This is a genomic window from Rhizobacter sp. P5_A1 (assembly GCF_056400745.1).
Map to the genome: position 1 here is coordinate 62,628 of NZ_JBFUKR010000021.1, position 25,325 is coordinate 87,952.

The window sequence follows — 25,325 nt, forward strand, 5'->3', positions numbered from 1 at the left end:
TCGCTCAGCGGCTCGCGTCCAACGATGCGTGAGACAGGATCTGCACGCACAGTGCTTCGTAGCTCAGCCCCGCCGCCGCGGCCGATTTCGGCACCAGCGAATGCGAGGTCATCCCCGGCGACGTGTTCATCTCGAGCAGGAAGGCCTTGCGATCGCTGGCGCGGATCATCAGATCGGCACGACCCCAGCCACGGCAGCCGAGCGTGCGGTAGGCCTGCACGACGATGCGCTGGATCTCGCGCTCCTCGGCCTGCGGCAGGCCGCTCGGCACGCGGTACTCGACGACATCGGTGAAATACTTGTTCTGGTAGTCGTAGGCGCCTTCGGGCGCGACGATCTTGACGACCGGCAGCGCGTGCGCCCCTTCGCCGGAGCCGAGCACCGGGCAGGTCACCTCTTCGCCCTCGATGAACTCCTCGCAGAGCACGTCGGCGTCGTATTGCGCCGCGAGCTCGACCGCGCCCTGCATCTGCGAGTAGCCGGCGACCTTGGTGATGCCGATCGACGAGCCTTCGCGCGGCGGCTTCACGATCAGCGGCAGCCCGAGTTCGTCGGGCACCGTGCGCACGCGCTCGCGGCCTTGGCCCTCGGGCGCAAGCCACAGGTAGCGCGGCGTCGGCAGGCCTTCGGCGATCCAGACGCGCTTGGTCATCACCTTGTCCATCGCGATCGCCGACGCGAGCACGCCGGAGCCGGTGTACGGGATGCCGAGCAGTTCGAGCGCGCCCTGCACGCTGCCGTCTTCGCCATGGCGGCCGTGCAGCGCGATGAAGCAGCGCGCAAAGCCGTCGCGCTTCAGCTCGACCAGCTCGCGCACGGACGGGTCGAACGCATGCGCGTCGACGCCCTGCGATTGCAACGCCGCGAGCACGCCCTTGCCCGACATCAGCGAGATCTCGCGCTCGGCCGAGCTGCCACCCACCAGCACCGCGACCTTGCCGAGGGCCTTGACATCGACGTTCATGCAGCCGCCCCCTTCGTGCCCAAGAGTTCCACCACCTGCCCCGGCACGTTGCCGATCGAGCCGGCGCCCATCGAAATCACCACATCCCCGTCGCGCACGTGTTCGACGATCGCCTGCGGCATCGCGCCGATCTCGTCGACGAAGACCGGATCGACCTTGCCGGCGACGCGCAGCGCGCGCGACAGCGCCCGCCCGTCGGCCGCGACGATCGGCGCCTCGCCGGCGGCGTAGACCTCGGCGAGCAGCACCCTATCGGCGCTGCCGATGACCTTGACGAAATCCTCGAAGCAGTCGCGCGTGCGGGTATAGCGGTGCGGCTGGAACGCGAGCACCAGGCGGCGGCCCGGGAACGCGCCGCGCGCCGCGGCGAGCGTCGCGGCCATCTCGACCGGGTGATGGCCGTAGTCGTCGATCAGCGTGAACCGGCCGCCATCGCCCGACGCGAGTTCGCCGTAGCGCTGGAAGCGCCGGCCGACACCGTGGAACTCGGCCAGGCCCTTGACGACCGGCGCATCCGGCAGCTCCAGCTCGGTCGCGACCGCGATCGCCGCGAGCGCATTCAACACGTTGTGGTCGCCCGGCAGGTTCAGCGTCACGCGCAGGTCCGGCATGCGCACGCCGTTGCGGCGCTGCACCGTGAACTGCATCGTCCCGGCGTGCGCCTCGACGTCGACCGCACGCACCATCGCGTCGGCGCCGAAGCCGTAGCTGACGACCGGGCGCGAGATCATCGGCATGATCGAGCGCACGCCGGCGTCGTCGCTGCACAGGATCGCGGCGCCGTAGAACGGCATGCGGTGGATGAACTCGACGAAGGCCGCCTTCAGCTTCGCGAAGTCGTGGCCATAGGTGTCCATGTGGTCGGCGTCGATGTTCGTGACGACGGCCATCACCGGCAGCAGGTTCAGGAACGATGCATCGGACTCGTCGGCCTCGACGACGATGTAGTCACCCGAGCCGAGGCGCGAGTTCGCGCCGGCCGCGTTGAGCCGCCCGCCGATCACGAAGGTCGGGTCGACGCCGGCCTCGGCGAGCACGCTGGTGACCAGCGAGGTCGTCGTCGTCTTGCCATGCGTGCCGGCGATCGCGATGCCCGACTTCAGCCGCATCAGCTCGGCCAGCATCACTGCGCGCGGCACGACCGGCACGCGGTCGGCGCGCGCGGCGATCACCTCGGGGTTGTCACCGCGCACCGCGGTCGAGGTCACGACCGCCTCGGCACCGGCGATGTTCGTGGCCGCGTGGCCGATCGCGATCCGGATGCCGAGCGACGCGAGCCGGCGCGTCGTCGCGCCGTCGCTCTGGTCCGAGCCCGAGACCGTGTAGCCGAGGTTGTGCAGGATCTCGGCGATGCCGCTCATGCCGGCGCCGCCGACCCCGACGAAGTGGATGTGCTTCACGGCGTGCTTCATGCCGGCACCAACCTTTCGATCTGATCGGCGACGCGCGCGGCCGCCTTCGGCTTCGCGAGCGCACGCGCCTTCGTCGCCATGTTCAGCAGCGCATCGCGCGTCAGGCCGGTCAGCAGGTCGGCGAGCTTGCGCGGCGACAGTTCGCCCTGCGGCAGGTGGATCGCGGCGCCCTGCCCGGCCAGCCACTGCGCGTTGTCGCGCTGGTGCGAGGTCGTGCTGACGACGAGCGGCACCAGCACCGACGCGACGCCGGCCGCGCACAGCTCGCTGACCGTCACCGCGCCAGCGCGGCAGACGATCAGGTCGCAGTCGGCGAGCCGCGCCGCCATGTCGTCGATGAACGGCAGCACCTGCGCGGTGACCTGCGCGTCGGCGTAGGCGGCCTGCACGTCGCCCAGGTTCGCCTGGCCCGTCTGGTGCGTGACGAGAGGGCGCTGCGCGAGTTCGAGCAGCGCCAGCGCCCGCGGCACGCAATCGTTCAGCGCACGCGCGCCGAGGCTGCCGCCGACGACGAGGACGCGCAATGCGCCCTCGCGGCCTGCGAAGCGCTGCGCAGGCTGCGGCAGCGCTTCGATCTCGGCCCGCACCGGGTTGCCGGTCACGACCGCATGCCTGACCTTGTGTGCCGCAGCGCCGTCGAAGCCGAACGCGACCGCGTCGGCGACCGGCAGCAAGGCCCTGTTGCTCATCAGCAGCGACGCGTCGGCGTTGACCAGCACCAGCGGCCGGCTCAGCAGCGACGCCATCAGCCCGCCGGGAAAGCAGACATAGCCGCCCATGCCCAGCACCGCGGTCGTCTGGCGCCGGCGGATGATCCGCAGGCAGCTCCAGAACGCGCCGAGCAGCCGCAGGCCGCCGGCCAGCGTGTGCACCAGCCCCTTGCCGCGCAGGCCCGAGAAGCCGATCGTGTCGAGCGGGATGCCGCTCGGCGGCACGAGCTTGTTTTCCATGCCGCTGCGCGTGCCGAGCCAGCTGACGCTCCAGCCACGCGACTGCATTTCGCGCGCGACCGCGAGCCCCGGGATCACATGACCCCCGGTCCCCGCGGCCATCACCACGAGGTGCTTCATGCGCGCCCTCCGCGCATCAGCTGCCTGTTTTGGCTGCGCTGAAACAGGCAACCGCCGCTACGCGCCGATGCCATGCCTGCGCTGCGCTCCAGCATGGCACTCATGCGCGGCCTCCGCGCATGAGCTGCCTGTTTTCGATGTCGATCCGCAAAACGATCGCCAGCGCCACCACGTTCATCACGATCGCCGAGCCGCCGTAGCTCATCAGCGGCAGGGTCAGCCCCTTGGTGGGCAGGATGCCGAGGTTCACGCCCATGTTGATGAAGGCCTGGCCGCCCATCCAGATGCCGATGCCCTGCGCGTACAGCCCGGCGAACACGCGATCGAGCGCGATCGCCTGGCGGCCGATGTGGAACAGGCGCCGCGAGATCCAGAAGAACGCGAAGATCACGCAGGCGACGCCGATGAAGCCGAGCTCCTCGCCGATCACCGCGAGCATGAAGTCGGTGTGCGCCTCGGGCAGGTAGTGCAGCTTCTCGACGCTGCCGCCCAGGCCCTGGCCGAAGATCTCGCCGCGGCCCAGTGCGATCAGCGAGTGCGTCAGCTGATAGCCCTTGCCCATCGCGTACTTCGGGTCCCACGGGTTCAGGAACGCGAGGATGCGTTCGGCGCGCCACGGGCTCGCGAGGATCATCAGCACGAACGCGCCGACCAGCACGCCGATGCTCAGGAAGAACATGCGCCCGTTCACGCCGCCGAGGAACAGGATGCCCATCGCGATCACCGCGATCACCATGAACGCGCCCATGTCGGGCTCGGCCAGCAGCAGCAGCCCGATGACACCGAGTGCGACCGCCATCGGTGCGACCGCGCGGACGAACTTCTCCTTGATGTCCATCTTCCGCATCATGTAGCTCGCCGCGTACATCGCGATCGCGACCTTCGCGAGCTCGGAGGGCTGGAAGTTCAGGAGGCCGAGCGGGATCCAGCGCTTGGCCCCGTTCACGCCCTTGCCGATGCCCGGAATCAGCACGACGACCAGCAGCAGCAGCGACGCGACGAAGATCCAGGGCGAGGCCTTCTCCCAGAAGCCGATCGGGATCTGCACCGTGACGAGCGCGGCGACCAGCGACATCGCGACGAACAGGATCTGCCGCGACATGAAGTAGGTCGGCACGTAGCGCGCGAATTTCGGGCTGTCGGGCAGCGCGACGGTCGCGCTGTAGACCATCACGATGCCGAGCGTGAGCAGCGCGATCACGACGCAGACCAGCGCCTGGTCGAAGCCGAGCAGCCGCGCCGGCTGGCCGTTGCGCCCGACCTCGATCCAGTCACGCACCGGGATCGACTTGGCGCCGCGTGTCGCATCGCCGGCCTGGCCGTCACGCTTCGGCACGAACGCCATCAGGCGCGCGCGCAGCCCATCGAGCCAGCCCAGCGTGCCCGTCGCGCTCATGCCGCGATCCCCCCATGGTCGGCGATCACCGCATGCACCTCGGCGACGAACACTTCGGCGCGATGCCCGTAGTTGCGGAACATGTCCAGGCTCGCGCAGGCCGGGCTCAGCAGCACCGCGTCGCCGGCGTGCGCGCGCTCGAAGCACCAGCGCGTGGCGGCCTGCAGCGTCTCGTGGCGCTGCACCGGCACGCCGCTGTCGGCGAGCGCGTGTTCGATGGCCGCGGCATCGTGGCCGATCGTCGCGATGGCGCGGGCGTGGCGGCGCACCGGGTCGGCGAGCGGCGTGAAATCCTGCCCCTTGCCGTCGCCGCCGAGGATCACGACCAGCTTCGCCGGTGCCTTGTCGGCACCGAGACCGTTCAGCGCCGCGACGGTCGCGCCGACGTTCGTGCCCTTGCTGTCGTCGAACGCGTCGACGCCATCGAGCGACGCGATGTACTGCACGCGATGCGGCTCGCCGGTGTACTCGCGCAGGCCGTGCAGCATCGGCGCGAGCGGGCAGTCGATCGCGGTCGCGAGCGCGAGCGCGGCGAGCGCGTTCGCGGCGTTGTGGCGGCCGCGCACGCGCAGCGCATCGGCCGGCATCAGGCGTTGGATCAGCAGCTCCTCGGGGGCCGCGAGCAGGCCCTTGCCGCCCCGCCCGCGCTGCAGCGTCTCGTCGAGCTCGCGGGCACGCACCAGCCAGCTCATGCCGTTCTCGTCGACCAGGCCGAAGTCGCCCGGGCGGGTCGGTGCGCCGACGCCGAAGCGCACGACCTCGCGCGAGATCGTCGTCGCCTTGCGCCCCTTGGCGCCCTTGACGATCTCGGGCGCCGGCACCAACGCCTCGACCATCGGGTCGTCGCGGTTGATCACCATCACCGCGCGCTTGCCGAACACGCGCGTCTTCGCGGCGATGTAGTGCGACATCGAGCCGTGCCAGTCGAGGTGGTCCTGCGTGATGTTCAGCAGCGCGCCGGCGCTGGGCTCGAAGCCGCGCACGCCATCGAGCTGGAAGCTCGAGAGCTCGAGCACCCAGACCTCGGGCAGGTGCTCGAACACCCGCGCGGCCGGTTCGGACGGCGCCAGCAGGATCGGCGCAGGCGCATCGTCCGACAGGGCCGCCGGCTCGTCGATCGGTGCTTCGGCGTCGTTGGCCGGCGCGCCGTCGAGCGCCTGCAGGTCGGCGATGTCCTCGGGTTCGACCGCTGCGTCGGACAGCGCCGGCTCGTCGGCCACGGCGTGCAGCGCGCCCGCCGCGGGTTCGAGGTCGAGCGCATCGGCCAGCGTCTGCAGCATCGTCGGGCCGATGTTGCCGGCCACCGCGACGCGCTTGCCAGTGCGCCGGATCAGCTGCGCGGCCATCGCGGTCGTCGTTGTCTTGCCGTTCGTGCCGGTGATCGCGAGCAGCTTCGGCACATAGCCGCGCTCGGCCTTCAGATCGGCCAGCGCGCGCGTGAACAGCTCGAGCTCGCCTTGCACCGCCACACCGCTGTCCGCGGCGCGGTTCAGCGGCGTCGCGATGCGCTCGTCCTGCGGCGACAGGCCCGGGCTCTTCAGCACCCGCTGGACGCCGGTGAACGCCGCATCGGTCAGCGGCCCGCGCACCCACTGCGCGAGCGGCACGTGCTCGGCCAGCGCCGCTGCGTTCGCCGGCTGCTCGCGCGAATCCCAGACGCGCACGTCGGCGCCGAAGCGTGCGCACCAGCGCGCCATCGCGAGCCCCGAGTCGCCGAGGCCGAGCACCAGTACGGTCGTGTTTGTCAGGTCGTTCATCGGCGCAGCTTCAGCGCAGTTTCAGGCTGGCCAGCCCGATCAGGCACAAGAGCATCGTGACGATCCAGAAGCGCACGACGACCTGCGTTTCCTTCCAGCCCGACTTCTCGAAATGGTGGTGCAGCGGCGCCATCTTCAGCACGCGCCGGCCGGTCCCGTATTTCTTCTTCGTGTACTTGAACCACGTGACCTGCAGCATCACCGACAGCGCCTCGGCGACGAACACGCCGCCCATGATCCCGAGCACGATCTCCTGGCGCGTGATGACCGCGATCGTGCCGAGCGCGCCGCCCAGCGACAGCGCGCCGACATCGCCCATGAAGACCTGCGCCGGGTGCGTGTTGAACCACAGGAACGCGAGGCCCGCGCCGGCCAGCGCGGCGCAGAAGATCAGCAGCTCGCCGGCGCCGGGGATGTACGGGAACAGCAGGTACTTGCTGTAGACCGAGCTGCCGACGATGTACGCGAAGATGCCGAGCGCCGAGCCGACCATCACGACCGGCATGATGGCCAGGCCATCGAGCCCGTCGGTCAGGTTCACCGCGTTGCTGGCGCCGACGATCACGAAGTAGGTCAGCGCGATGAAGCCGAACACGCCGAGCGGGTAGCTGATGGTCTTGAAGAACGGCACCATCAGGTCGGCCTTCGGCGGCAGCTCGTTCGCGAAGCCGCTCTGAACCCAGCGGATGAAGAGTTCGAGCACGCGCAGGTTCGAGGTCTCGCTGACGCTGAACGCGAGGTACAGCGCGGCGATCAGCCCGATCACCGACTGCCAGAAGTACTTCTCGCCCGAGGGCATGCCTTCGGGGTTCTTCTGCACGACCTTGCGCCAATCGTCGACCCAGCCGATCGCGCCGAAGCCGAGCGTCACCAGCATCACGATCCAGACGAAGCGGTTGCTCCAGTCGAACCACAGCAAAGTCGAGATGCCGATGCCGATCAGGATCAGCACGCCGCCCATCGTCGGCGTGCCGCTCTTCGCGATGTGCGACTCGACGCCGTAGGCCCGCACCGGCTGGCCGATCTTCAGCGACGTCAGCCGCGCGATCACCCAGGGGCCGAACGCGAGGCCGATCAGCATCGAGGTCATCGCCGCCATCACCGCGCGGAAGGTCAGGTACTGGAAGACGCGGAAGAAGCCGAACTCGGGCGACAGCGTCTGCAGCCAGTTCGCGAGGCTAAGCAGCATGCGGTTCTCCCGACGCGAGCAACGCGGCCACGACCTGCTCTGTTTTCATGAAGCGCGAGCCTTTGACCACCACGGCCGCACAGGCCGGGGCCTGCGGCAGCGCCGCGATCAGCGCGGCAATGGCGTCGAAATGGCGCGCGCCGCCGAACGCCTGCGCGGCGTGCGTGCTCGCGCTGCCGACCGTCCACAGCGCGTCGATGCCGCGCGCCTTCGCGAACGCGCCGACCTCGCGGTGGAACTCGGGGCCCTGGTCGCCGACCTCGCCCATGTCACCCAGCACCAGCCAGCGCGGGCCGGGCAGCGACGCGAGGACCTCGATCGCGGCGCGCACCGAATCCGGGTTCGCGTTGTAGCTGTCGTCGATCAGCGTGACGCCGACACCGCCGCGCACGAAGCGCCTGACCTGCGAGCGGCCCTTGACCGGCGCGAACGCTTCGAGGCCGCGCCGGATCGGCTCGAGCGGGCAGCCGGCGGCGAGCGCGCAGGCGGTCGCAGCGAGCGCGTTCTTGACGTTGTGCCAACCGGCGACCTGGAGTTGCACGGTGCTCGCGCCGGCCGGCGTTTCGAGCAGCAAGGCCCAATGGTCGCCGACCCACTCGGCATGGCAGGTCACGTCGGCCGGCCCGGTCAGCGCGAAGGTCAGCGTCGGGCGGCTGCCGGCCAGCTGGTGCCAGATCGGCGCGTAGGCCTCGTCGGCCGGGAACACCGCGGTGCCGGACGCGCCGAGCGCCGAGATCGCCGCGCCGTTCTCGTGCGCGACCGCCTCGACGCTGGCCATGAACTCCTGGTGCTCGCGCTGCGCGTTGTTGACCAGCGCGACGGTCGGCGCGGTCAACGCGGCGAGCGCGGCGATCTCGCCGGGATGGTTCATGCCGAGCTCGACGACGCCGGCGCGGTGATGCACGCGCTCGTCCTGGCGCAGGCGCAGCAAGGTCAGCGGCACGCCGATGTGGTTGTTCAGGTTGCCGACGGTCGCGAACGCCGAGTCGCCGAGCCAATCGCGCAGGATCGCCGCGATCATCTGCGTGACGGTCGTCTTGCCGTTGCTGCCGGTCACCGCGATCAGCGGCAGGTGGAAGCGGCGCCGCCAGGCGTGCGCGAGCGCGGTCAGCGCCTGCTGCGTGTCGGCGACCTGCAGGCCGGGCACACCGGCCGCATGGCTCGCATCGAGCCCGCGCTCGGCGATCGCTGCGACCGCGCCGTTGGCCTTCGCCTGGCCGAGGAAATCGTGCGCGTCGAAGTGCTCGCCGCGCAGCGCGACGAACAGGTCACCCGGCTGCAGGCTGCGCGTGTCGCTGTGCACACGCGCGATCTCGATCGCGCCGTCGCCGATCAAGGTCGAGCCGGGCAGCAGCGCGTGGGCTTGGGCGAGCGTCATCATCATGACGGCGACCCCGCGCGCGCGGCCAATGCCACGCCGGCCTCTTCGACATCCGAGAAATGCTGCTTCACGCCGCCGATCTCCTGGTAGTCCTCGTGGCCCTTGCCGGCGACGAGGATCACGTCGCGCGCGCCGGCGTGGCGCACCGCGTGCGCGATCGCGGCGCGCCGGTCTTCGATCACCTTGACGCGCTCCTGGGTCCCTTTCAGCCCGGCGACGATCTGCAGCAGGATGAAGGCGGGCGCCTCGCCGCGCGGGTTGTCACTGGTGATCACGACCTGCTGCGCGAGGCGCTGCGCGAGTGCGCCCATCAACGGACGCTTCGTCGCATCGCGGTTGCCGCCGCAGCCGAACACGCACCAGAGCGCGCCGCCGCGCTCGGCCGCGAAGGGCTGCAGCGCGAGCAGCGCCTTCTCGAGCGCGTCCGGCGTGTGCGCGTAATCGACGACGACCTGCGGGCCGGCCGCGTCCGACGCGACGCGCTGCATCCGGCCCGGCACCGGCGTCAACCCCTTGCAGGCGGCGGCGGCATCGGCGAGCGGGACGCCCGAGGCGCGCAGGCCGCCGATCGCCGCGAGCAGGTTCGCGACGTTGTAGTCGCCGATCATCTGCGTCTTCACCGCGACGCTCGTGTTGCCTTCGCGCAGCTCGAAGCCGAGCCCGCCGCCGTCGTAGCCGATCTTCGACGCGCGCAGACGGGCAGCGTCGATCGTCGAATACGTCCACAGGTCCAGCGCGGTCTCCTGCAGCGCGCGCGCCAGTGCGGCGCCATGCGCGTCGTCGACGTTGATCACCGCGGCGCGCAGGCCCGGCCAGGCGAACAGCGCGGCCTTCGCGAGCCAGTAGGCTTCCATCGAGCCGTGGTAATCGAGGTGGTCCTGCGTGAAGTTCGTGAACAGCGCGATGTCGATCTGCGTCCCGGCGAGGCGCTGCTCGCGCAGGCCGACCGACGTGGCCTCGATCGCGCAGGCCTGGAAGCCGGCATCGACGAAGCGCTTGAAACCCGCCTGCACCGTGACCGCATCCGGCGTCGTCATGCCGGTGAAGGTGATCGCCGCGGGCTGCGACGGCGATGGAGGCTCACCGACACCGAGCGTGCCGATCACGCCGCAGCGCCGGCCGAGCGAACCGAGGGCTTGCGCGACCCACCAGGCGGTCGAGGTCTTGCCGTTCGTGCCGGTGACCGCGATCACATTCAGCGCCGCGCTCGGCACGCCCATGAAGCCGCTCGCGAGCACGCCGGCGCTGGCCTTCAGGCCGTGCAGCGCGGCGACATCGGCGCCGTCCAGGCCGTCGATCGTCGACGCGCCTTCCGCCTCGACCAGACAGGCGCTCGCGCCCGCCGCGAGGGCCTGCGGCACGAAGCGCCGGCCGTCGAATGCGGCGCCCGGCCACGCGATGAACGCGTCGCCGGGGCCGATCCGGCGGCTGTCGACCTGCAGCGCGCGCGCGCCGCGCTGCGTCAGCCACGCGAGCGCGGCATCGACCGAATCGAGCTGGTGGATCGACGCGAGAGAGGCCATCAGAAGCTCTCCTCCTCGGCTGGCACATCCTTCGCGATGATCTGCGTCTTGACGTCGAGATCGGGCTGCACGTTCAGCGTGCGCAGCGTCTGCTGCACCAGGTCGCTGAAAACCGGCGCCGCGACATCGCCGCCGTACCATTTGCCGCCGGTCGGCTCGTCGACCATCACCGCGACGATGATGCGCGGGTTGCCGATCGGCGCGAGGCCGACGAACCACGAGCGGTACTTCTTCACCGCGTAGCCCTTGCCCTCCTGCTTGTACGCGGTGCCCGACTTGCCGCCGACCGAATAGCCGATCGTCTGCGCCTTCGGTGCGGTGCCGCCGGGGCCGGTGACGAGCGAGAGCATCTCGCGCACGGTCTTCGCGGTCTGCGGCGAGATCACGCGCAGGCCCGGCACCTTTGCCTCGTCGCCCTGGGCCGCGCTCTTGGTCAGCGTGACCGGGATGAACTCGCCGTCGTGTGCGAACACGGTGTAGGCGTGCGCGATCTGGAACAGCGAGGCGGACAGCCCGTAGCCGTAGCTCATCGTCGCCTGCTCGATCGGGCGCCAGGTCTTGTACGGACGCAGCCGCCCGGTCACCGCGCCGGGGAAGGCCAGCTGCGGCTTCTGGCCGAAGCCGGCCTGCGTGTAGAGCTCCCACATCTCGCGCGGCTGGAACATCAGCCCCATGCGCATCGCGCCGATGTTGCTCGACTTCTGGATCACCTGGGACACGCTCAGGTCGCCATGCGCGTGCGAATCGCTGATCACGAAACCGCCCATCGAGACCTTGCCCGGCGCGGTGTGGATGATGGTCTCGGGCTTGACGCGGCCGGTCTCCAGCGCCCACGCGGCGATGAAGGGCTTGACGGTCGAGCCGGGTTCGAAGGTGTCGGTCAGCGCGCGGTTGCGCAGCTGCGCGCCGGTCAGGTTGCGGCGGTCGCCCGGCGTGTAGCTGGGGTAGTTTGCGAGCGCGAGCACCTCGCCGCTGCGCGCGTCGAGCACGACCACGCTGCCGGCCTTGGCCTTGTTCTCGGCGACCGCATCGCGGATGCGCTGGTAGGCGAAGAACTGCACCTTCGAGTCGATGCTCAGGTCGATGTCGCGGCCGTCGACCGGCGCGACGCTGTCGCCGATGTCCTCGACGACGCGGCCGAGCCGGTCCTTGATCACGCGGCGCGTGCCGTTGCGGCCGAACAGGTCTTTCTCGTGCGCGAGCTCGATGCCTTCCTGGCCGTGGTCCTCGACGTTCGTGAAGCCGACGACATGCGTCGCCGCCTCGCCCTCGGGGTACTTGCGCTTGTACTCGCGCACCTGGTGCACGCCCTTCAGGCCGAGCCCGAGCACGTTCTTCGCGACCGTGTCGTCGGCCTGGCGGCGCAGCCAGACGAAGTTCGGGTTGTCGTCGAGGCGGTCGGCGAGCTCCTTGGTCGTCATGCCGAGCAGGCTCGCGAGCTGCTTGCGCTGCGTCGTGTCGGCGTCGAAATCCTTCGGGTCCGCCCACAACGAGGCCGCGGGCACGCTCGACGCGAGGATCAGGCCGTTGCGATCGAGGATGCGGCCGCGGCTCGCCGGCAGTTCGAGCGTGCGCGCATAGCGGATCTCGCCCTGGCGCTGGAAGAACTCGGTGCCGATCACCTGCACGTAGAGCGCGCGCCCGAGCAGGCCGCAGAAGCTCAGGCCGACGACCGCGACGAGCAGTTTCGAGCGCCACGGCGGCGTCTTCGACGCCAGCAGCGGGCTGGTCGAGTAGCTCACGCTGCGCACGCTGGAGGCCCCGCTGCGCGCCGCGGCGCGCCCGTTCCTGCCGCCGCGCGCGGTGGCCGGCAAATTGCCCTTGCTCTTGCCGCCCCAGCTCACGACTAGTTGCTCCCTGCCGCGCTCGCCGCGGCCGCGCGGCTGACGTATTGCGTGACGGCCGGCGTCGCGCTGCGCATCGCGAGCTTGTCGCGCGCGGTCTTCTCGACGCGCAGCGGCGTCGCCTGCGACTGCTTGTCGGACTTCAGGCGCTCGAACTCGTTGTCGAGCAGCCGCTCGGCGCTGCGCGCCTTGTCGAGCTCGGCGAAGAGCCGGCGCGACTCGTGCGAGACGCGCACGAGGTAGACGCTGCTGAACAGCAGCGCGACCAGCAGCATGACATTCAAGCGTGTCATGCCGGGCGCCCCTGGCGGACCGGGCTCGCGACATCGGTGCGCTCGGCCACACGCATCACCGCCGAGCGCGCGCGCGGGTTGGCGCGCACCTCGTCGTCGCCCGGCTTGACTCGACCGAGAGCATGCAGCCGCATCGCCTGCGGCGCCGCGAACGGTGCGCGGCGGTCGAACGCGTGCTTGCTCTCGCGCGCGATGAAGGTCTTCACAATGCGGTCTTCGAGCGAGTGAAAGCTGATCACGACCAGCCGGCCGCCCGGTGCCAGCAGATCGATCGCCGCGCTCAGGCCTTGTTCGAGCTCCTCAAGCTCGGCGTTGACGAAAATCCGAAGAGCTTGAAATGTGCGCGTTGCAGGATTCTGGCCCGCTTCGCGGGTTTTGACCGCACCAGCCACGACGTTGGAAAGCTCGCCTGTGGTTCGAACAGGGTTCCCGCCTTCGCGCCGAGCAACAAGCGCCTTTGCAACCTGTAGAGCAAACCGTTCTTCCCCATAGTCACGTATCACCTCCGTCATTTGGCGCACGTCGGCGCGGGCCAGGAAATCTGCCGCGCTCTCGCCGCGGGTGGTGTCCATGCGCATGTCCAGCGGCCCGTCGAAACGGAAGCTGAAACCGCGTTCGGGGTCGTCGATCTGCGGCGACGAGACGCCCAGATCCAGCAGCAGGCCATCGACCTTGTCGATGCCGAGTGCGGCCAGCGTCGGCACCATGTGCGCGAAGCTCGTGTGATGGATGGAAAAACGCGGGTCAGTGACCCGCGTCGTGCCCGAGGTCGCCGCCGCAATGGCCTGAAGATCCCTGTCGATCGCCACCAGCCTTCCTTTCGGCGACAGGCGCGAGAGCAGCAGCCGCGCATGCCCGCCGCGGCCGTAGGTGCCGTCGACGTAGATGCCGTCGGGCGTGGTGACGAGCGCATCCACTGCCTCGTTGAGCAGCACGGTCGTGTGCGGACGGTCGCTCTGGGGATCCATGAACGGTGGCAAGCGCGGGAAGGGACGGCGGGGGAAACGCTCTAGAAGCTGAAGCTCTTGAGCGACTCGGGCATTTCGGACTGCATCACGCGGGACTCGTGGTCGGCATGGCGCTGGGCATCCCACAGCTCGAAGTGGCTGCCCATGCCGAGCAGCATCACGTCGCGCACGAGGCCGGCCGACGCGCGCAGTTCGGGGGCGATCAGCACGCGGTTCGAGCCGTCGACTTCGACATCCATCGCGTTACCGAGAAAAACGCGCTTCCAGCCGGAAGCTTCCATCGGCAGCGCAGCGACCCTGTCACGAAATGCTTCCCAGGCCGGGCGCGGGAAGATCAGCAGCGCCCCCTCGGGGTGCTTCGTGATCGTCAGCTGCGTGACACCCATCGCCGTCAGGAGCTCGCGGTGACGCGCCGGCACGGCGATTCGCCCCTTGCCGTCCAACGTCAGGGCCGCGGGCCCTTGAAACACGATGTTTGCCACAAATACCCAAGAAAGTGCACTTTGCGCCACTTTAACGGATACGCCGACTCCCAGTCAATCGAATTGGGCGGGAAAAATCAATGGAATCAATGACTTAGCGGACACTCCAAACGCTGAGATCGAAGGTAAAAGCGTTCAAAAACAAAGACCTGCGCGCGACTTGGAAAGTGAAGCGTTAGATCGCAGCGCCAGTTACCTGAGGTAAATCCGGCGCGCCGGAAGCTCCGCGAAGTGTCCCTGCGGTGCAGGCCCGTCAGCGAAAGCCGTACGAGAAGCGCAGCTGGACCAGGCTCTCCCCCGGGTTCGGCTCCTTGATACCGGCGTTCGAGACGTGCTCGACGCGCACTGCGAGCTCGTACTGCCCTTGCGCACCGAAGTTTCGGCCGATTCCAAGGTGATCGCCGAAGTTGTAGCGCGTCGAAAAGCGCTTGCGGTCGCTCACGAACATCCGGTTCATCAGGGTCAGACCGATGCCGCCTTCAATGAACCAGCGCGAGGCGCCGTCGCTCGGCCGGTAGCGAAACATCGGCGCGAACTCGAGCTTGCCGAGCGAGGTCGATCGCCCGGTCTCGCCGGGATACGACCATCTCGCGATCGAGGCTTCCCAGTAGCCCGACACGCGCCCGCTGCCGATCGACCAGGTCTTGTCCCAATCCCAGGTGAGCCCGGCCGTCTGCTCGTGCGTACCGCCACCGCTGCCCGCCTCGAGAAAGACGGTCGACGGCGCGAGCGCCGAGTCCGCATGCGCGTGATGTGGCGCCAGGCCGCCGACGAGCGCTGCCAGCACGCTGGCCCCGAGCACTGAGGGAATCCCGCAACGAGGGCGTTGCAGGGTCATCGGGGGCAAGGGCTGAAGGGCATATCCAGCATCGTTGCGCAGACATGGACGGGGGCGAGGCGACGGCCTCGTTCGGTGTCACGACCATAGCAGAGCACACGGCTCCGCGCCGCGGGTCAGCTTTCGGCGCGCTTGACGACCATCACCGGCACGCTCGAATGGTGCAGCACCGAGTTCGCGACCGAGCCGAGCGATCCGCCGTCGAACGGCTCGACGCCGCGCGCGCCGATCACGACGAGCTGGCACTCGCAGCGCTCGGCGAGTTCGACCAGCAGGTGGCCCGGATCGCCGTGGCCGATCTCGGTCTCGAAGGCGACGCCGGCGGACTTCAGCAGCGCTTGTGCCGGCCCGAGCGAGTGCTCGGCCGCGGCGGTGCTGACCTGCTCGAGCACCTCGGCGTCGTGCGCGACGACGACCTCGTACAGTGACGCCGGCTCCTGCACGTTGGCGAGCACGAAGCTTGCGCGCAGGCCGTCGCCGACCAGCCGCAGCGCATGGCGCACGGCCTCGAGCGCGCCTTCGGATCCGTCGACGGGCAACAGAATTTTCATGGGGCCTCCTGAGGACTGAGGCGCCAAGCTTACGGCCTGCCGTGCGAGAAAATCCAGGCGACACTTCCGCACATCCCCTCGGCTGCCGTTTCGCACGCTTGGACACCCTGATCCGCCTGATCGCCGAATTCGGACTGCTGTTCGTGTTCGTCAACATCCTCGTCGAGCAGCTCGGCGCGCCGGTGCCCGGCTACCCGATGCTGATGGTCACCGGCGCGCTCGCGGCGCGCGGCGAGCTGAACGTGCTCGCGCTGCTCGGGGTGGCGGTCGTGGCCTGCCTGATCGCCGACAGCGTCTGGTACGCGATCGGCCGCTGGAGCGGCCGGCGCGTGCTGCGCGTGCTGTGCCAGATCTCGCTGTCACCGGATGGCTGCGTGCGCCAGACCGAATCGATCTTCACGCGCTTCGGGCCGCCCTCGCTGCTGGTCGCGAAGTTCGTGCCGGGCTTTGCATCGGTCGCGACCGCGCTGGCCGGCGCGATGCACATTCCGCGCGGCGCATTCCTGCTGTTCGACACGCTCGGCTCGGCGCTGTGGGTCGGCGTGGGCCTCGCGCTCGGCTGGTTGTTCGCGCCGGCGATCGAGGAGATCGTCGCGGCGCTCGCGCAGTTCGGCAAATGGGGGCTGATGCTGCTGGCGCTGGCGATCGCGTTGTTCGTCGCGTCGAAGTGGTGGCAGCGCTACCGCTTCAACAAGCAGCTGAAGATGGCCCGCGTGTCGGTCGACTCGCTCGGCGCGCTGCTCGACCGCGGCGAGCGGCCGCTGATCGTCGATGTGCGCTCGCAGGTGGCGCGCGACGAGGGCCGCATCCCCGGTGCGATCGTCGGGCTGGAGGGCGAACTCGCGCCGGAGCTGCTTGCCCACCCGAAGGATGCGCTGATCATCGTCTACTGCGCCTGCCCGAACGACGCGTCGGCGGTGCTCGCGGCGCGCAAGCTGCTCGAGCATGGCTTCCGGGACGTGCGGCCGCTGGCCGGCGGCATCGACGCCTGGATGGCCGCGGGGCGGCCGCTCGAAGCCTGAGGCCGGTCAGCGTCGCCTCAGCAGCGCGAGCAGCGAGGCCGCGTTGCGCTGGCCCTGGTCTTCCATGTTGTTGTTGAACACGACATGCGTCGCGAGCACCTGCGCGGCGAGGCGCTCGACCTGCGTGGCGAGCGCGCCGAGCTCGGCATCGTTGTAGTCGTAGTTGAAGCGCTCCGACGAGTCACTCGCGCCCTTCAGGTTCCAGGTCGCGGCGTTGCGGCCGTGCAGGCGCAGCAGCGCGAAGCCCGGGTGCGTCGTCTCCCACAGCGCCGGCACGCTGTTCGTGAAGCCCTGCGGGCCGTCGACGACGGTGTGCACGACGCCGAGCTCGCGCTCGAACGCGAGCGTGCCGGCGCTCGCGTGCTCGCCATCGAACCAGCTGCGATGACGGAACTCGACGCTGAGCGTGTGGCCGGCCATGCGCTCGACGCACATGCGCACGTGCGCATGGGCATCGGCATTGCGCAGCAGCCAGGGCGCGAACTGGAAGTGCACGAGCCCGAGTCGCCCGGACGCGCGCAGCGGCACGAGCGCCTCGATGAAGCGGCGCCAGAGCTCGTCGACGATCTCGGCCGGCACATCGCGCAGGTACAGGTTCGAGCCGCGGCTCGGCGGCAGCGCGGCGCGGATGTCCTTCGGCAGCACGACCGGCGAGGTCGGGTGGCCGGTGAAGAGGCGAAACGCTTTCACGTTCATCGTGAAGCCGTTCGGCGTGCGCTCGGCCCACAGCTGCGTGGTCGCCGGTACCGGCAGCGCGTAGTAGCTCGAGTCGACCTCGACCAGCGGGAAGCGCGACGCGTAGTGGCGCAGCCGCGCCTCGGCGCTGGTCACGCCGGGCGGATAGAAGCGGCCGCTGTCGACCAGCGTCTTGCTGGACCACGAGGCGGTGCCGACGAGAACGGTCATGGCGGGCTCCTCGGAAGAAGGCTCGGGCTGGATGCAATTACAGTATGCCCATGTCCGCCGACCCCCGCCCCGATCCGTTCGCACTGCTCAACGCGCAGCAGCGCGCCGCGGTCGAGCACGGCATCGACGCCGGCGCGCCGCCGGTGATCCCCGGCCCGCTGCTGGTGATCGCCGGGGCCGGCTCGGGCAAGACGATGACCCTCGCGGCGCGCGTCGCGAAACTGGTGCTCGCCGGCGCTGACCCGCAGCGCATCCTGCTGCTGACCTTCTCGCGCCGCGCCGCGCAGGAGATGCAGCGCCGCGTCGGCCGCGTGCTGCACCAGGCGCTCGGGTTCATGTCGACGCAGCGCGCGCCGCAGCTGCACTGGGCCGGCACCTTTCACGGCATCGGCGCGCGGCTGCTGCGCGAGTACGCAGCGCAGATCGGCCTGGCCGAGAACTTCACGATCCAGGACCGCGGCGACTCCGAAGACCTGATCGGCCTGGTGCGCCACGAGTTGAAGTTCGCGACGACGAAGAACCGCTTTCCGCTGAAGGGCACGTGCTTGGGCGTCTACTCGCGCGCGCTGAACAGCCAGTGCCCGCTGGGCGAGCTGCTGCAAACGGTCTACCCGTGGTGCCAGACCTGGGAAGACGAGTTGAAGCAACTGTTCCGCGGCTATGTCGCCGCGAAGCAGCAGCAGTGCGTGCTCGACTACGACGACCTGCTGCTGTACTGGGCGCAGATGCTCGAGGAGCCGGCGCTCGCGGCGCACGTGTCGGCGCGCTTCGACCACGTGCTGGTCGACGAGTACCAGGACACGAACCGCCTGCAGGCCGCGATCCTGCTCGCGCTGAAGCCCGATGGCCGCGGCCTGACGGTGGTCGGCGACGACGCGCAATCGATCTACGCGTTCCGCGCCGCCGAGCTGCGCAACATCCTCGACTTCCCGAGCCGGTTCGAGCCCGCCGCGCGGGTCGTCACGCTGGAACGCAACTACCGCTCGACGCAGCCGATTCTCGCGGCGTCGAACGCTGTCATCGCGCTCGCCGCCGAGCGCTTCAGCAAGCAGCTGTGGAGCGACGCGGCCTCCTCGCAGCGGCCGTCGCTGATCACGGTGCCCGACGAGTCGGCGCAGGCGAGCTGGGTCGCCGACCAGGTGCTGCGGCACCGCGAATGCGGCATCGCGCTGAAGAGCCAGGCGGTGCTGTTCCGCACCTCGCACCACGGCGCCGCGCTCGAGCTCGAGCTGACGCGCCGCAACATCCCGTTCGTGAAGTTCGGCGGGCTCAAGTTTCTCGAGGCCGCGCACGTGAAGGACGTGCTTTCGGCGCTGCGCTGGGCGCAGAACCCGCGCAGCCGGATGGCGGGCCTGCGCGTGGCGCAACTCGTGCCCGGCATCGGCACCGCGAGCGCGAAGCGCCTGCTCGATGCGATGGCCGACGCGAGCGACCCGGCCGCCGCGCTGTGCGCGTTCAAGCCGCCACCGGCTGCGGCAACCGACTGGCCGGCGTGGGTCGCGATCTTCGCGCAGCTGCGCTCGGATCACGCGCGCTGGCCGGCCGACCTCGAACTCGTCAACGCCTGGTACCGACCGCAGCTGCATCGCCTGCACGACGACGCGGCGATCCGCGAGGGCGACCTGACGCAGCTCGCGCGCATCGCATCCGGCTATGCCTCGCGCGAATCGTTCCTGGCCGAACTGACGCTCGATCCGCCCGAAGCGACCAGCGACGAATCCGGCGTGCCGTCGCGGGACGAGGACTACCTGATCCTGTCGACGATCCATGCCGCCAAGGGCCAGGAGTGGAAGGCGGTGTTCGTGCTGAACGCCGTCGACGGCTGCATCCCCTCCGACATGGCGACCGGCAACGCGATCGAGATCGAGGAGGAGCGCCGGCTGCTGTATGTCGCGATGACGCGTGCGCGCCAGCATCTGCACCTGCTGGTGCCGCAGCGCTTCTACGTGACGCAGCAGGCCGAGTTCGGCGACAAGCACCTGTACGGATCGCTGACCCGCTTCATTCCGCCGGCGCTCGCAGAGTGCTTCGAGGCGGCCGGCGGCGACGCAGCGCCGGACGATGTGCCGCTCGGGCAGGCGCCGCGGGTCACGGTCGACCTCGCGGCGCGCGTTCGGTCACGGTGGTCGTGACACGCCGCCAAGGGTCAAGGCAGGTTCTTCCGGTCCTCGTCGCGCGTTGCGCGCAGATCACCGTAGTCGGCCTGGGTCTTGCCCGCGACCTTCTCGACCTTGCCTTCAACCGCCATGCCGCGCTTGCCCATCATCTTGCCGGCAGCTTCCTTGATTTTGCCCTTGGCCTGCTTGATGCGGCCCTTGACTTGATCCTTGTTCATGCTGACTCCTTTGCGCATGGGCTGATGTCGGTCCGTCGGATCGACCTCAGCACTTTGCCGAAGGCATCGCCCCGTGGTCTGTCGGCCGGGGCGTGAACCCACTGTAGGACACGGCGCAACCGGCAAGCCCGTCAGCCCAGCGGCGAAACGCCGATCAGCCAGCGATGCGCCCACAGCACGAACAGCGCGTAGACCGCGAGGCCGCCGACGACCGCGATCGCGTCGTTGATCGGCGACGGCGGCGCGCCGGGAACCGCGCGCGGCACGGCGCGCTTCCTGACCGCGATGCGGTCGGCCACGGCCCAGGCCAGGAACGCGCCGAACAGGATCATGTCGACGAGCATGCCGTTGGCCAGCAAGTGCGCCGTCGCCCAGAGCTTCACCGCGAGCAGCATCGGGTGCTTGGCCACCGTCTTGATGCGTCCCGGCAGGTAGGCCGCGAGCAGCAGCGGGAACGCCGGCAGCATCAGCAGCAGCGCCACGTGGCGCAGCCCGGTCGGCGGTGTCCAGATCACGACCGGCGCCTGCCGCGCGATGCCGTAGCCGTAGATCAGCAAGCCGAAGCCGACGATCGAGAAGAGCGAGTAGAGGCCCTTCCAGGCGCGCTCGTTGCGCGCCGCCTGGGCATCGCGCCAGGCCGGCGCGACGATTGCCACGGAGTGGATCCCGAGGAACAGCACCAGGCCGACGAGGAATAGCAGCATCACACGCTCCCGCGATGAAGGAGCGGGCAGTCTAGATCGTCAGCCCCGTCGCGGGTACGCGCCGCTTCAGTTCGACTCCTTGATCATGCGCCCGCCGGCCGACTGGATCGGCCGCGCGTTCATCGGGTACAGGCGCGCGAAGATGCCGATCTGCTCGGCCGAGATCGGCACCGCCTGCTTCATCACCATCCACAGCACGCCCTCGCTGCACGGCGGCGTCGTCAGCGAGCCCATGTAGGTGAAGTAGCGGCGCTCGGCCGGCAGCAACTCGTTCAGGTTCAGTGCGCCGCGGGCCGCGAGTTCCTCGCCCTTTTCGAGCGGCAGGTTGTTCCAGACGGCCTGCACGACCGGCTGTGCGCTGCCGCGGTCCAGCAGCACCGCGACGACCGCGAGACGGCCTTCCAGATCCTTGTGCACCAGGTGCACGACCATGTCGAACTGCCTGCCATCGATGCGCTCTTCCGAAGGACGATGGAAGTGGAACTGCACGAGCTCGTAGCGCCGCCCCATGACCTCGATCGAGCTGCCCGCGGCAAGGTTGACCTGCACCGTGTGGCCGTTGTCGATCACGCGAAAGGCGCTCGGCTTGTAATCGAACTGGACCGGATCGAGATCGACGCGGATGCCCTCGCGGATGTCGATCGGGCTCTGGCGCGTGCCGGTCGAGCACTTCGCGAATTCAGGCTTCATCTGGCCCCAGGCCTCGGGCCCGGCACCGCCGGCGTAGTCCCAGTGCGCGGCGTGCCCGGCGCCGGCGGCATGCGATGTCGTCTCACCCGTGATCGGCTTGCGGTGACTCTGGCGCCTGGCTTCGGGCGCGGGTTCGTGCTCGGGCGCCGCCGACGTTGTCGTCACCTTCGACACCACGCGCATCACATTCGGGTTGGCGTTGTCCGGCGCCTTGGTCGCACCGAGCTTCTGCGCCAGGCGCTCGCGCAGCAAGTCCAGCGGATCGCGCGCGGGGTCGACAGGAGCGGCCGCCCTCGCCTTCTTCGCCGGCGCCTCGTGGGGCGGTGACGCCTCGGCCGCCGCGGCCTGCGTCGGTGCAGCGCCATGCTCGGCGGCGGCGGCGATGGCGCATGCCGCGCTCAGTGCGAGCAGCGCGACGCCGGATCGACGGGTTCTGGATGACGGGGCGGGCATGGCGGATCTCCGGCGCGAAACGAGCGCGTCTCGCGTTCATATCGACCCCGCACCGGCCGACTTGAGCAGCGCCCGAGCCTTCGCGCCGTCAGGTCACCCGCGGCTTGACCCAGATCCACGCGATCACGCCGATGCTCATCATCAGCAGCGAGGCGACCGCGAGCCACACGGTCGAGTGCATCACCAGCGGCGCAATCACGCCGGCGACCAACCCGTTCGCGAGGCTGCCGACGCAGGCCTGGAACGACGAGGCCATGCCGCGCCGCTCGGGCACCAGGTCGAGCACCATCAGCGTGACCACCGGCACCATCAGCGCCCAGCCGAACGCGTAGATGCCCAGCGGCACGAGCGCCCACCACGGCTGCGCGGTGAACACCAGGTTCAGCGCCAGGTTCGCGATCGACACCAGCAGCATGATCAGGAAGCCGTGGCGGATCTGGTGCTGCGGCTTGATGCGCCCGGCGAGCCGTCCCGAGAAGAACGCGCCACCCATGATGCCGGCGATCGTGATCATGAAGAACCAGAAGAACTGGCCCGGCGCCAGATGCAGGTGGTCACCGAGAAACACCGGCGCCGAGAGCACGTACAGGAACATGCCGTTGAACGGGACGCCGCTGGCGAGCGTCAGCATCATGAAGCGCGCGCTCGAACCCATCTGCCAGTAGCCGCGCAGCAGGTTGCGCACGTCGAAGCCCTGGCGTTGGCTCAGGTGCAGGGTCTCGGGCAGCAACTTGTAGTTGGCGGCCCACAGCACCACGCCGACGACGCTCAGGAACCAGAAGATCGCATGCCAGTCGACATGCACGAACAGGAACCCGCCGACCATCGGCGCGACGGCCGGCGCGACGCCGAAATAGATCGTCACCTGCGACATCACGCGCTGCGCGTCGTGCGGCGGGAACATGTCGCGGATCACCGCGCGCGAGATCACGATGCCGGCGCCGGCCGACATGCCTTGCAGCGCACGAAAGAACACCAGCGCGCCGATGTGCTGCGACATCGCGCAGCCGACCGACGCGAGCGTGAACACCACCAGCCCCCAGAGCACGACCGGCCGGCGCCCGAGGCTGTCGGACAGCGCGCCGTGGAACAGGTTCATCACCGCGAAGCCGAACAGGTACGCCGACAGCGTCTGCTGCATCTGCACCGGCGTCGCGCCGATCGCATTCGCGATGCCGGTGAAGGCCGGCAGGTAGGTGTCGATCGAGAAAGGCCCGAGCATGCCCAGGCAGGCGAGCAGGACGGCAAGGGCCCAGCGTGGTGCGCGCCAGAGGGTGTGTGCGTCGGGATTCATCGAAGCCGTAGAGTCTAGGGCCTGCCCAAACGCCATCGCAGAGGGATGCATGACGACGACACCGCGCGACACCGAGATCCGACCGCTGACGCCCGAGCGCCTGCCCGACTTCCTCGACTTCTTCGAGCAGCGCGCGTTCGTCGACAACCCGAAGTGGCTCTCGTGCTATTGCCACTTCCCGCACGCCGATCACGCGACGATCGCCTGGAAGGAGCGCAGCGCCGCGCAGAACCGCGCCTCGACCTGCGAGCGCATCGGCAACGGCACGATGACCGGCTGGCTCGCCTATTCGCAGGATCAAGCGATCGGCTGGTGCAATGCCGGCCCGCGGCGCTTCGTCGAAGGCCTGTTCGACGAACCCGAGCCGCAGGCCGATCGCATCGGCGCGATCGCCTGCTTCGTGATCGCGCCGGCGTTCCGCGGTCGGGGCATCGCGACCGCCCTGCTCGCTGCCGCCTGCGAGGGCCTGCGCGAGCGCGGCTTCGCGTGGGCCGAGGCCTATCCGCGCAGCGCGGCGGCGAGCGCGGCCGAGAGCCATTACGGGCCGCTGGCGATGTACCTCGGCGCCGGCTTCGAGGTTGTCAAGACCGACGCCGACGGTGGGCTGACGGCGCGCAAGCGCCTGAGCGCCGGCCCCTGAAGAAAGTGTGAAGCGAGCCGATAGGCCGGATTCTGTGCAGCCGGCGCCTCTTGCGAAGCGCCGGCCGTGACCGCCATTCCTCTGGGCCGTGCATCGCTGCGACGGCTCGATGCTACCTACCCGCACACTCCCCGGAGCCAGATCGATGTGTGCCTATTTGGTATTGCTGCGCGTAGAGATTGCCCGTTTCACCCGGCGCTCCGTCTTTCGACGACGCGCCGACTCGTCTCTGTTGCTCTGATCCTCACCTCACGGTGGACAGCCGTTAGCTGCTACGCCGCCCTGTGCAGTCCGGACCTTCCTCCAGTGCGCCCTTTCGGGCCTCGCACCAGCGGCGGTCTGGCCCGCTTCACCGACGCGATTATCTCTGCCGACCGCGCCGGATGCGGCATCGGCGCAACATATCGCCCTTTCGAATCGGGCGATCGCGGTCGATTGGCGGCTTTCGTCAACCGTTCCCGCGAAGCCGCGTTCTAATACGTGCCGCGCTCCACCGGTCTGCAACCGCAGCCCGACAGCAAGCCGACTTGAAGAGGGCATGTCGCTCCCGAGTGCGTTCTGCTTACGTGAAATGCCCTAACCCTCGTTCTCAACAGGAGATTGATATGACGATGAAAAACGCTCTGACCGTCGTGGCCGCTGTCGCCGCTGCCATGTTCGCCCAAGCCACCTTCGCCCAAGCTTCGGCTCCGGCCTCGCGCGCCGATGTCAAGGCCGAGACCAAGGCCGCCGAGAAGGCCGGCAAGCTGACGCCGGCTGGCGAAGGTTCGCCGACGGAAAAGTCGACTGCCAAGTCGACCAAGACCCGCGCCGAGCGCAAGGCCGAAACGCAAGCCGCCCGCAAGGACAAGAAGCTGACGCCGGCTGGCGAAGGCAGCCCGGCTGCTGCCGCGGCATCGGGCCCGTCCGCAGCGCGCGCCGACGTCAAGTCGGAGACCAAGGCCGCCGTGAAGGCCGGCACCACGACCAAGGCCGGCGAAGGCCAGGACGCTCCGAAGAAGTAAGAAGCTCCGCCTCGGCGCCGATCCCGGCGCCCGGTGAGTTCAGAACAGCGGCCCTCGGGCCGCTGTTTGTTTTTCGGGGCTGCGGAACACCGCGTCGTCGCGATAGAACGCCGGCGCTTCGTTCGGCGCCCACCAGCCCGGCACGCCGAGCACCGGCAGCGGCAGGAACGGCCTCGAGGCCAGCTGCTGCGGCGTCATCGATTGCGCGACCTGCTCCTGCATCGACGACGACGCAGCGCTCGCCGCCGGCCACGGCAGCACCCAGACGTGCGCGGTGATCGCCTTGCGCGGCCGCACGAGCTGCCGCCGCCTCGACCGGCTTCACGCCGCCTTCGGTCCCCGAAAGCGCACGGTGCGTGGCCGGTCGGCGGGCACGAGTTCGAAGTGCGCCGCATGGCGCTTCAGGAAGCCGCTCGCCGACGCGCGCTTGCTGGTCAGGATCTCGTGCCGGCGCAGCGCCTCGCTGACTTCGCCGAGCTGCAGCGCGGTGCCGCTGCGCAGCGCCGGTACGGCCCGCAGGATGCTCAGGACCTCGGGCGGCAGCGCGGGCGCCGGCGGCGCCACCGGTGCTGCAGGCGCCGCTGCCGCGCGCGCGCGCCCCGGCTGCGC

The 25,325-nt window shown here is 69.5% G+C and carries 24 protein-coding genes, 1 other RNA gene and 1 pseudogene; 4 read left to right on the top strand and 22 right to left on the bottom strand.

What is annotated here, in order from left to right:
- Window positions 1–4: 4 nt before the first annotated feature.
- The 14 genes from AC1DTW_RS20695 to AC1DTW_RS20760 form a co-directional block, all read right to left on the bottom strand.
- Window positions 5–964: a D-alanine--D-alanine ligase gene (locus AC1DTW_RS20695; RefSeq protein ID WP_477983268.1), complete on the bottom strand. Its 960-nt coding sequence runs from the start codon at window positions 962–964 to the stop codon at window positions 5–7.
- A complete protein-coding gene (gene murC / locus AC1DTW_RS20700) occupies window positions 961–2,376 on the bottom strand; it encodes a UDP-N-acetylmuramate--L-alanine ligase (RefSeq protein ID WP_477983269.1) in 1,416 nt (471 codons plus the stop codon). Before murC ends, AC1DTW_RS20695 begins: the two co-directional genes overlap by 4 nt.
- Window positions 2,373–3,446 (bottom strand): undecaprenyldiphospho-muramoylpentapeptide beta-N-acetylglucosaminyltransferase, encoded by a 1,074-nt coding sequence (murG, locus tag AC1DTW_RS20705; protein WP_477983270.1) that lies wholly within the window; start codon window positions 3,444–3,446, stop codon window positions 2,373–2,375. Before murG ends, murC begins: the two co-directional genes overlap by 4 nt.
- A 100-nt stretch (window positions 3,447–3,546) precedes the next feature.
- The gene (ftsW, locus tag AC1DTW_RS20710) at window positions 3,547–4,842 is read right to left on the bottom strand and encodes a putative lipid II flippase FtsW (RefSeq protein WP_477983271.1); all 1,296 of its coding nucleotides are present in this window, start codon (window positions 4,840–4,842) and stop codon (window positions 3,547–3,549) included.
- Window positions 4,839–6,599, bottom strand: coding sequence for a UDP-N-acetylmuramoyl-L-alanine--D-glutamate ligase (murD, locus tag AC1DTW_RS20715; protein ID WP_477983272.1), 1,761 nt, complete (start codon window positions 6,597–6,599; stop codon window positions 4,839–4,841). Before murD ends, ftsW begins: the two co-directional genes overlap by 4 nt.
- Before the next feature lie 10 nt (window positions 6,600–6,609).
- A complete protein-coding gene (gene mraY / locus AC1DTW_RS20720) occupies window positions 6,610–7,788 on the bottom strand; it encodes a phospho-N-acetylmuramoyl-pentapeptide-transferase (protein ID WP_477983273.1) in 1,179 nt (392 codons plus the stop codon).
- Window positions 7,778–9,169, bottom strand: a complete 1,392-nt coding sequence (locus tag AC1DTW_RS20725) for a UDP-N-acetylmuramoyl-tripeptide--D-alanyl-D-alanine ligase (RefSeq protein WP_477983292.1) — start codon at window positions 9,167–9,169, stop codon at window positions 7,778–7,780. The genes mraY and AC1DTW_RS20725 overlap by 11 nt, the downstream gene beginning before the upstream one ends.
- Window positions 9,169–10,692: a UDP-N-acetylmuramoyl-L-alanyl-D-glutamate--2,6-diaminopimelate ligase gene (locus AC1DTW_RS20730; protein ID WP_477983274.1), complete on the bottom strand. Its 1,524-nt coding sequence runs from the start codon at window positions 10,690–10,692 to the stop codon at window positions 9,169–9,171. Before AC1DTW_RS20730 ends, AC1DTW_RS20725 begins: the two co-directional genes overlap by 1 nt.
- Window positions 10,692–12,443, bottom strand: coding sequence for a peptidoglycan D,D-transpeptidase FtsI family protein (locus AC1DTW_RS20735; RefSeq protein WP_477983293.1), 1,752 nt, complete (start codon window positions 12,441–12,443; stop codon window positions 10,692–10,694). Before AC1DTW_RS20735 ends, AC1DTW_RS20730 begins: the two co-directional genes overlap by 1 nt.
- Before the next feature lie 95 nt (window positions 12,444–12,538).
- Complete coding sequence (gene ftsL / locus AC1DTW_RS20740; protein ID WP_477983275.1) at window positions 12,539–12,829, bottom strand: cell division protein FtsL; 291 nt, start codon at window positions 12,827–12,829, stop codon at window positions 12,539–12,541.
- Complete coding sequence (gene rsmH / locus AC1DTW_RS20745; RefSeq protein WP_477983276.1) at window positions 12,826–13,797, bottom strand: 16S rRNA (cytosine(1402)-N(4))-methyltransferase RsmH; 972 nt, start codon at window positions 13,795–13,797, stop codon at window positions 12,826–12,828. Before rsmH ends, ftsL begins: the two co-directional genes overlap by 4 nt.
- Window positions 13,798–13,838: 41 nt before the next feature.
- Window positions 13,839–14,279 (bottom strand): division/cell wall cluster transcriptional repressor MraZ, encoded by a 441-nt coding sequence (locus tag AC1DTW_RS20750; protein ID WP_477983277.1) that lies wholly within the window; start codon window positions 14,277–14,279, stop codon window positions 13,839–13,841.
- A gap of 253 nt (window positions 14,280–14,532) precedes the next feature.
- Entirely contained in the window at window positions 14,533–15,117 is a 585-nt protein-coding gene (locus AC1DTW_RS20755; protein ID WP_477983278.1) for an acyloxyacyl hydrolase, read from the bottom strand.
- A 116-nt stretch (window positions 15,118–15,233) separates the two neighbouring features.
- Entirely contained in the window at window positions 15,234–15,668 is a 435-nt protein-coding gene (locus AC1DTW_RS20760) for a universal stress protein (RefSeq protein WP_477983279.1), read from the bottom strand.
- 98 nt (window positions 15,669–15,766) lie between these two features.
- Between AC1DTW_RS20760 and AC1DTW_RS20765 the strand changes: the two genes are divergently transcribed.
- Window positions 15,767–16,690, top strand: coding sequence for a rhodanese-like domain-containing protein (locus AC1DTW_RS20765; RefSeq protein WP_477983280.1), 924 nt, complete (start codon window positions 15,767–15,769; stop codon window positions 16,688–16,690).
- Between the two features lie 6 nt (window positions 16,691–16,696).
- Here the strand turns inward: AC1DTW_RS20765 and AC1DTW_RS20770 are convergent, their stop codons facing one another.
- Window positions 16,697–17,596 carry a DUF72 domain-containing protein gene (locus tag AC1DTW_RS20770; protein WP_477983281.1) on the bottom strand — a complete coding sequence of 300 codons (900 nt, stop codon included), beginning with the start codon at window positions 17,594–17,596 and terminating at the stop codon, window positions 16,697–16,699.
- A 44-nt stretch (window positions 17,597–17,640) separates the two neighbouring features.
- Between AC1DTW_RS20770 and AC1DTW_RS20775 the strand changes: the two genes are divergently transcribed.
- A complete protein-coding gene (locus tag AC1DTW_RS20775) occupies window positions 17,641–19,728 on the top strand; it encodes an ATP-dependent helicase (RefSeq protein WP_477983282.1) in 2,088 nt (695 codons plus the stop codon).
- 14 nt (window positions 19,729–19,742) lie between these two features.
- On the opposite strand, the gene AC1DTW_RS20780 is transcribed toward AC1DTW_RS20775, so the two are convergent.
- The 4 genes from AC1DTW_RS20780 to AC1DTW_RS20795 all read right to left on the bottom strand — a co-directional run bounded on the left by AC1DTW_RS20780 (window position 19,743) and on the right by AC1DTW_RS20795 (window position 23,072).
- Window positions 19,743–19,931, bottom strand: a complete 189-nt coding sequence (locus AC1DTW_RS20780) for a CsbD family protein (protein WP_477983283.1) — start codon at window positions 19,929–19,931, stop codon at window positions 19,743–19,745.
- A 131-nt stretch (window positions 19,932–20,062) separates the two neighbouring features.
- Window positions 20,063–20,635, bottom strand: coding sequence for an NnrU family protein (locus AC1DTW_RS20785; RefSeq protein WP_477983284.1), 573 nt, complete (start codon window positions 20,633–20,635; stop codon window positions 20,063–20,065).
- A gap of 66 nt (window positions 20,636–20,701) precedes the next feature.
- A complete protein-coding gene (locus tag AC1DTW_RS20790; protein WP_477983285.1) occupies window positions 20,702–21,778 on the bottom strand; it encodes a carbonic anhydrase in 1,077 nt (358 codons plus the stop codon).
- Between the two features lie 88 nt (window positions 21,779–21,866).
- Window positions 21,867–23,072, bottom strand: coding sequence for a multidrug effflux MFS transporter (locus tag AC1DTW_RS20795; RefSeq protein ID WP_477983286.1), 1,206 nt, complete (start codon window positions 23,070–23,072; stop codon window positions 21,867–21,869).
- A gap of 49 nt (window positions 23,073–23,121) precedes the next feature.
- Between AC1DTW_RS20795 and AC1DTW_RS20800 the strand changes: the two genes are divergently transcribed.
- Complete coding sequence (locus tag AC1DTW_RS20800; RefSeq protein ID WP_477983287.1) at window positions 23,122–23,712, top strand: GNAT family N-acetyltransferase; 591 nt, start codon at window positions 23,122–23,124, stop codon at window positions 23,710–23,712.
- 5 nt (window positions 23,713–23,717) lie between these two features.
- Here AC1DTW_RS20800 and rnpB read toward each other — a convergent pair.
- Window positions 23,718–24,063: RNase P RNA component class A (rnpB, locus tag AC1DTW_RS20805), an RNA gene on the bottom strand.
- A gap of 200 nt (window positions 24,064–24,263) precedes the next feature.
- On the opposite strand from rnpB, the gene AC1DTW_RS20810 reads away from it, so the two are divergent.
- Window positions 24,264–24,716, top strand: a complete 453-nt coding sequence (locus tag AC1DTW_RS20810) for a DUF4148 domain-containing protein (protein ID WP_477983288.1) — start codon at window positions 24,264–24,266, stop codon at window positions 24,714–24,716.
- Window positions 24,717–24,755: 39 nt separating this feature from the next.
- On the opposite strand, the gene AC1DTW_RS20815 is transcribed toward AC1DTW_RS20810, so the two are convergent.
- Together AC1DTW_RS20815 and AC1DTW_RS20820 are read right to left on the bottom strand one after the other, a co-directional pair.
- Window positions 24,756–25,013: a DUF3025 domain-containing protein gene (locus AC1DTW_RS20815; RefSeq protein WP_477983289.1), complete on the bottom strand. Its 258-nt coding sequence runs from the start codon at window positions 25,011–25,013 to the stop codon at window positions 24,756–24,758.
- A 24-nt stretch (window positions 25,014–25,037) separates the two neighbouring features.
- Window positions 25,038–25,325: pseudogene (locus AC1DTW_RS20820) on the bottom strand (NYN domain-containing protein); the annotation flags it as partial.

What these genes read in the sequence shown, in the direction of transcription:
- AC1DTW_RS20695 (WP_477983268.1), bottom strand. Translation starts at nt 964, where the DNA reads ATGAACGTCGATGTCAAGGCCCTCGGCAAGGTCGCGGTGCTGGTGGGT.
- murC (WP_477983269.1), bottom strand. Translation starts at nt 2,376, where the DNA reads ATGAAGCACGCCGTGAAGCACATCCACTTCGTCGGGGTCGGCGGCGCC.
- murG (WP_477983270.1), bottom strand. Translation starts at nt 3,446, where the DNA reads ATGAAGCACCTCGTGGTGATGGCCGCGGGGACCGGGGGTCATGTGATC.
- ftsW (WP_477983271.1), bottom strand. Translation starts at nt 4,842, where the DNA reads ATGAGCGCGACGGGCACGCTGGGCTGGCTCGATGGGCTGCGCGCGCGC.
- murD (WP_477983272.1), bottom strand. Translation starts at nt 6,599, where the DNA reads ATGAACGACCTGACAAACACGACCGTACTGGTGCTCGGCCTCGGCGAC.
- mraY (WP_477983273.1), bottom strand. Translation starts at nt 7,788, where the DNA reads ATGCTGCTTAGCCTCGCGAACTGGCTGCAGACGCTGTCGCCCGAGTTC.
- AC1DTW_RS20725 (WP_477983292.1), bottom strand. Translation starts at nt 9,169, where the DNA reads ATGATGACGCTCGCCCAAGCCCACGCGCTGCTGCCCGGCTCGACCTTG.
- AC1DTW_RS20730 (WP_477983274.1), bottom strand. Translation starts at nt 10,692, where the DNA reads ATGGCCTCTCTCGCGTCGATCCACCAGCTCGATTCGGTCGATGCCGCG.
- ftsL (WP_477983275.1), bottom strand. Translation starts at nt 12,829, where the DNA reads ATGACACGCTTGAATGTCATGCTGCTGGTCGCGCTGCTGTTCAGCAGC.
- rsmH (WP_477983276.1), bottom strand. Translation starts at nt 13,797, where the DNA reads ATGGATCCCCAGAGCGACCGTCCGCACACGACCGTGCTGCTCAACGAG.
- AC1DTW_RS20755 (WP_477983278.1), bottom strand. Translation starts at nt 15,117, where the DNA reads ATGACCCTGCAACGCCCTCGTTGCGGGATTCCCTCAGTGCTCGGGGCC.
- AC1DTW_RS20760 (WP_477983279.1), bottom strand. Translation starts at nt 15,668, where the DNA reads ATGAAAATTCTGTTGCCCGTCGACGGATCCGAAGGCGCGCTCGAGGCC.
- AC1DTW_RS20770 (WP_477983281.1), bottom strand. Translation starts at nt 17,596, where the DNA reads ATGACCGTTCTCGTCGGCACCGCCTCGTGGTCCAGCAAGACGCTGGTC.
- AC1DTW_RS20775 (WP_477983282.1), top strand. Translation starts at nt 17,641, where the DNA reads ATGCCCATGTCCGCCGACCCCCGCCCCGATCCGTTCGCACTGCTCAAC.
- AC1DTW_RS20780 (WP_477983283.1), bottom strand. Translation starts at nt 19,931, where the DNA reads ATGAACAAGGATCAAGTCAAGGGCCGCATCAAGCAGGCCAAGGGCAAA.
- AC1DTW_RS20785 (WP_477983284.1), bottom strand. Translation starts at nt 20,635, where the DNA reads ATGCTGCTATTCCTCGTCGGCCTGGTGCTGTTCCTCGGGATCCACTCC.
- AC1DTW_RS20790 (WP_477983285.1), bottom strand. Translation starts at nt 21,778, where the DNA reads ATGCCCGCCCCGTCATCCAGAACCCGTCGATCCGGCGTCGCGCTGCTC.
- AC1DTW_RS20795 (WP_477983286.1), bottom strand. Translation starts at nt 23,072, where the DNA reads ATGAATCCCGACGCACACACCCTCTGGCGCGCACCACGCTGGGCCCTT.
- AC1DTW_RS20800 (WP_477983287.1), top strand. Translation starts at nt 23,122, where the DNA reads ATGACGACGACACCGCGCGACACCGAGATCCGACCGCTGACGCCCGAG.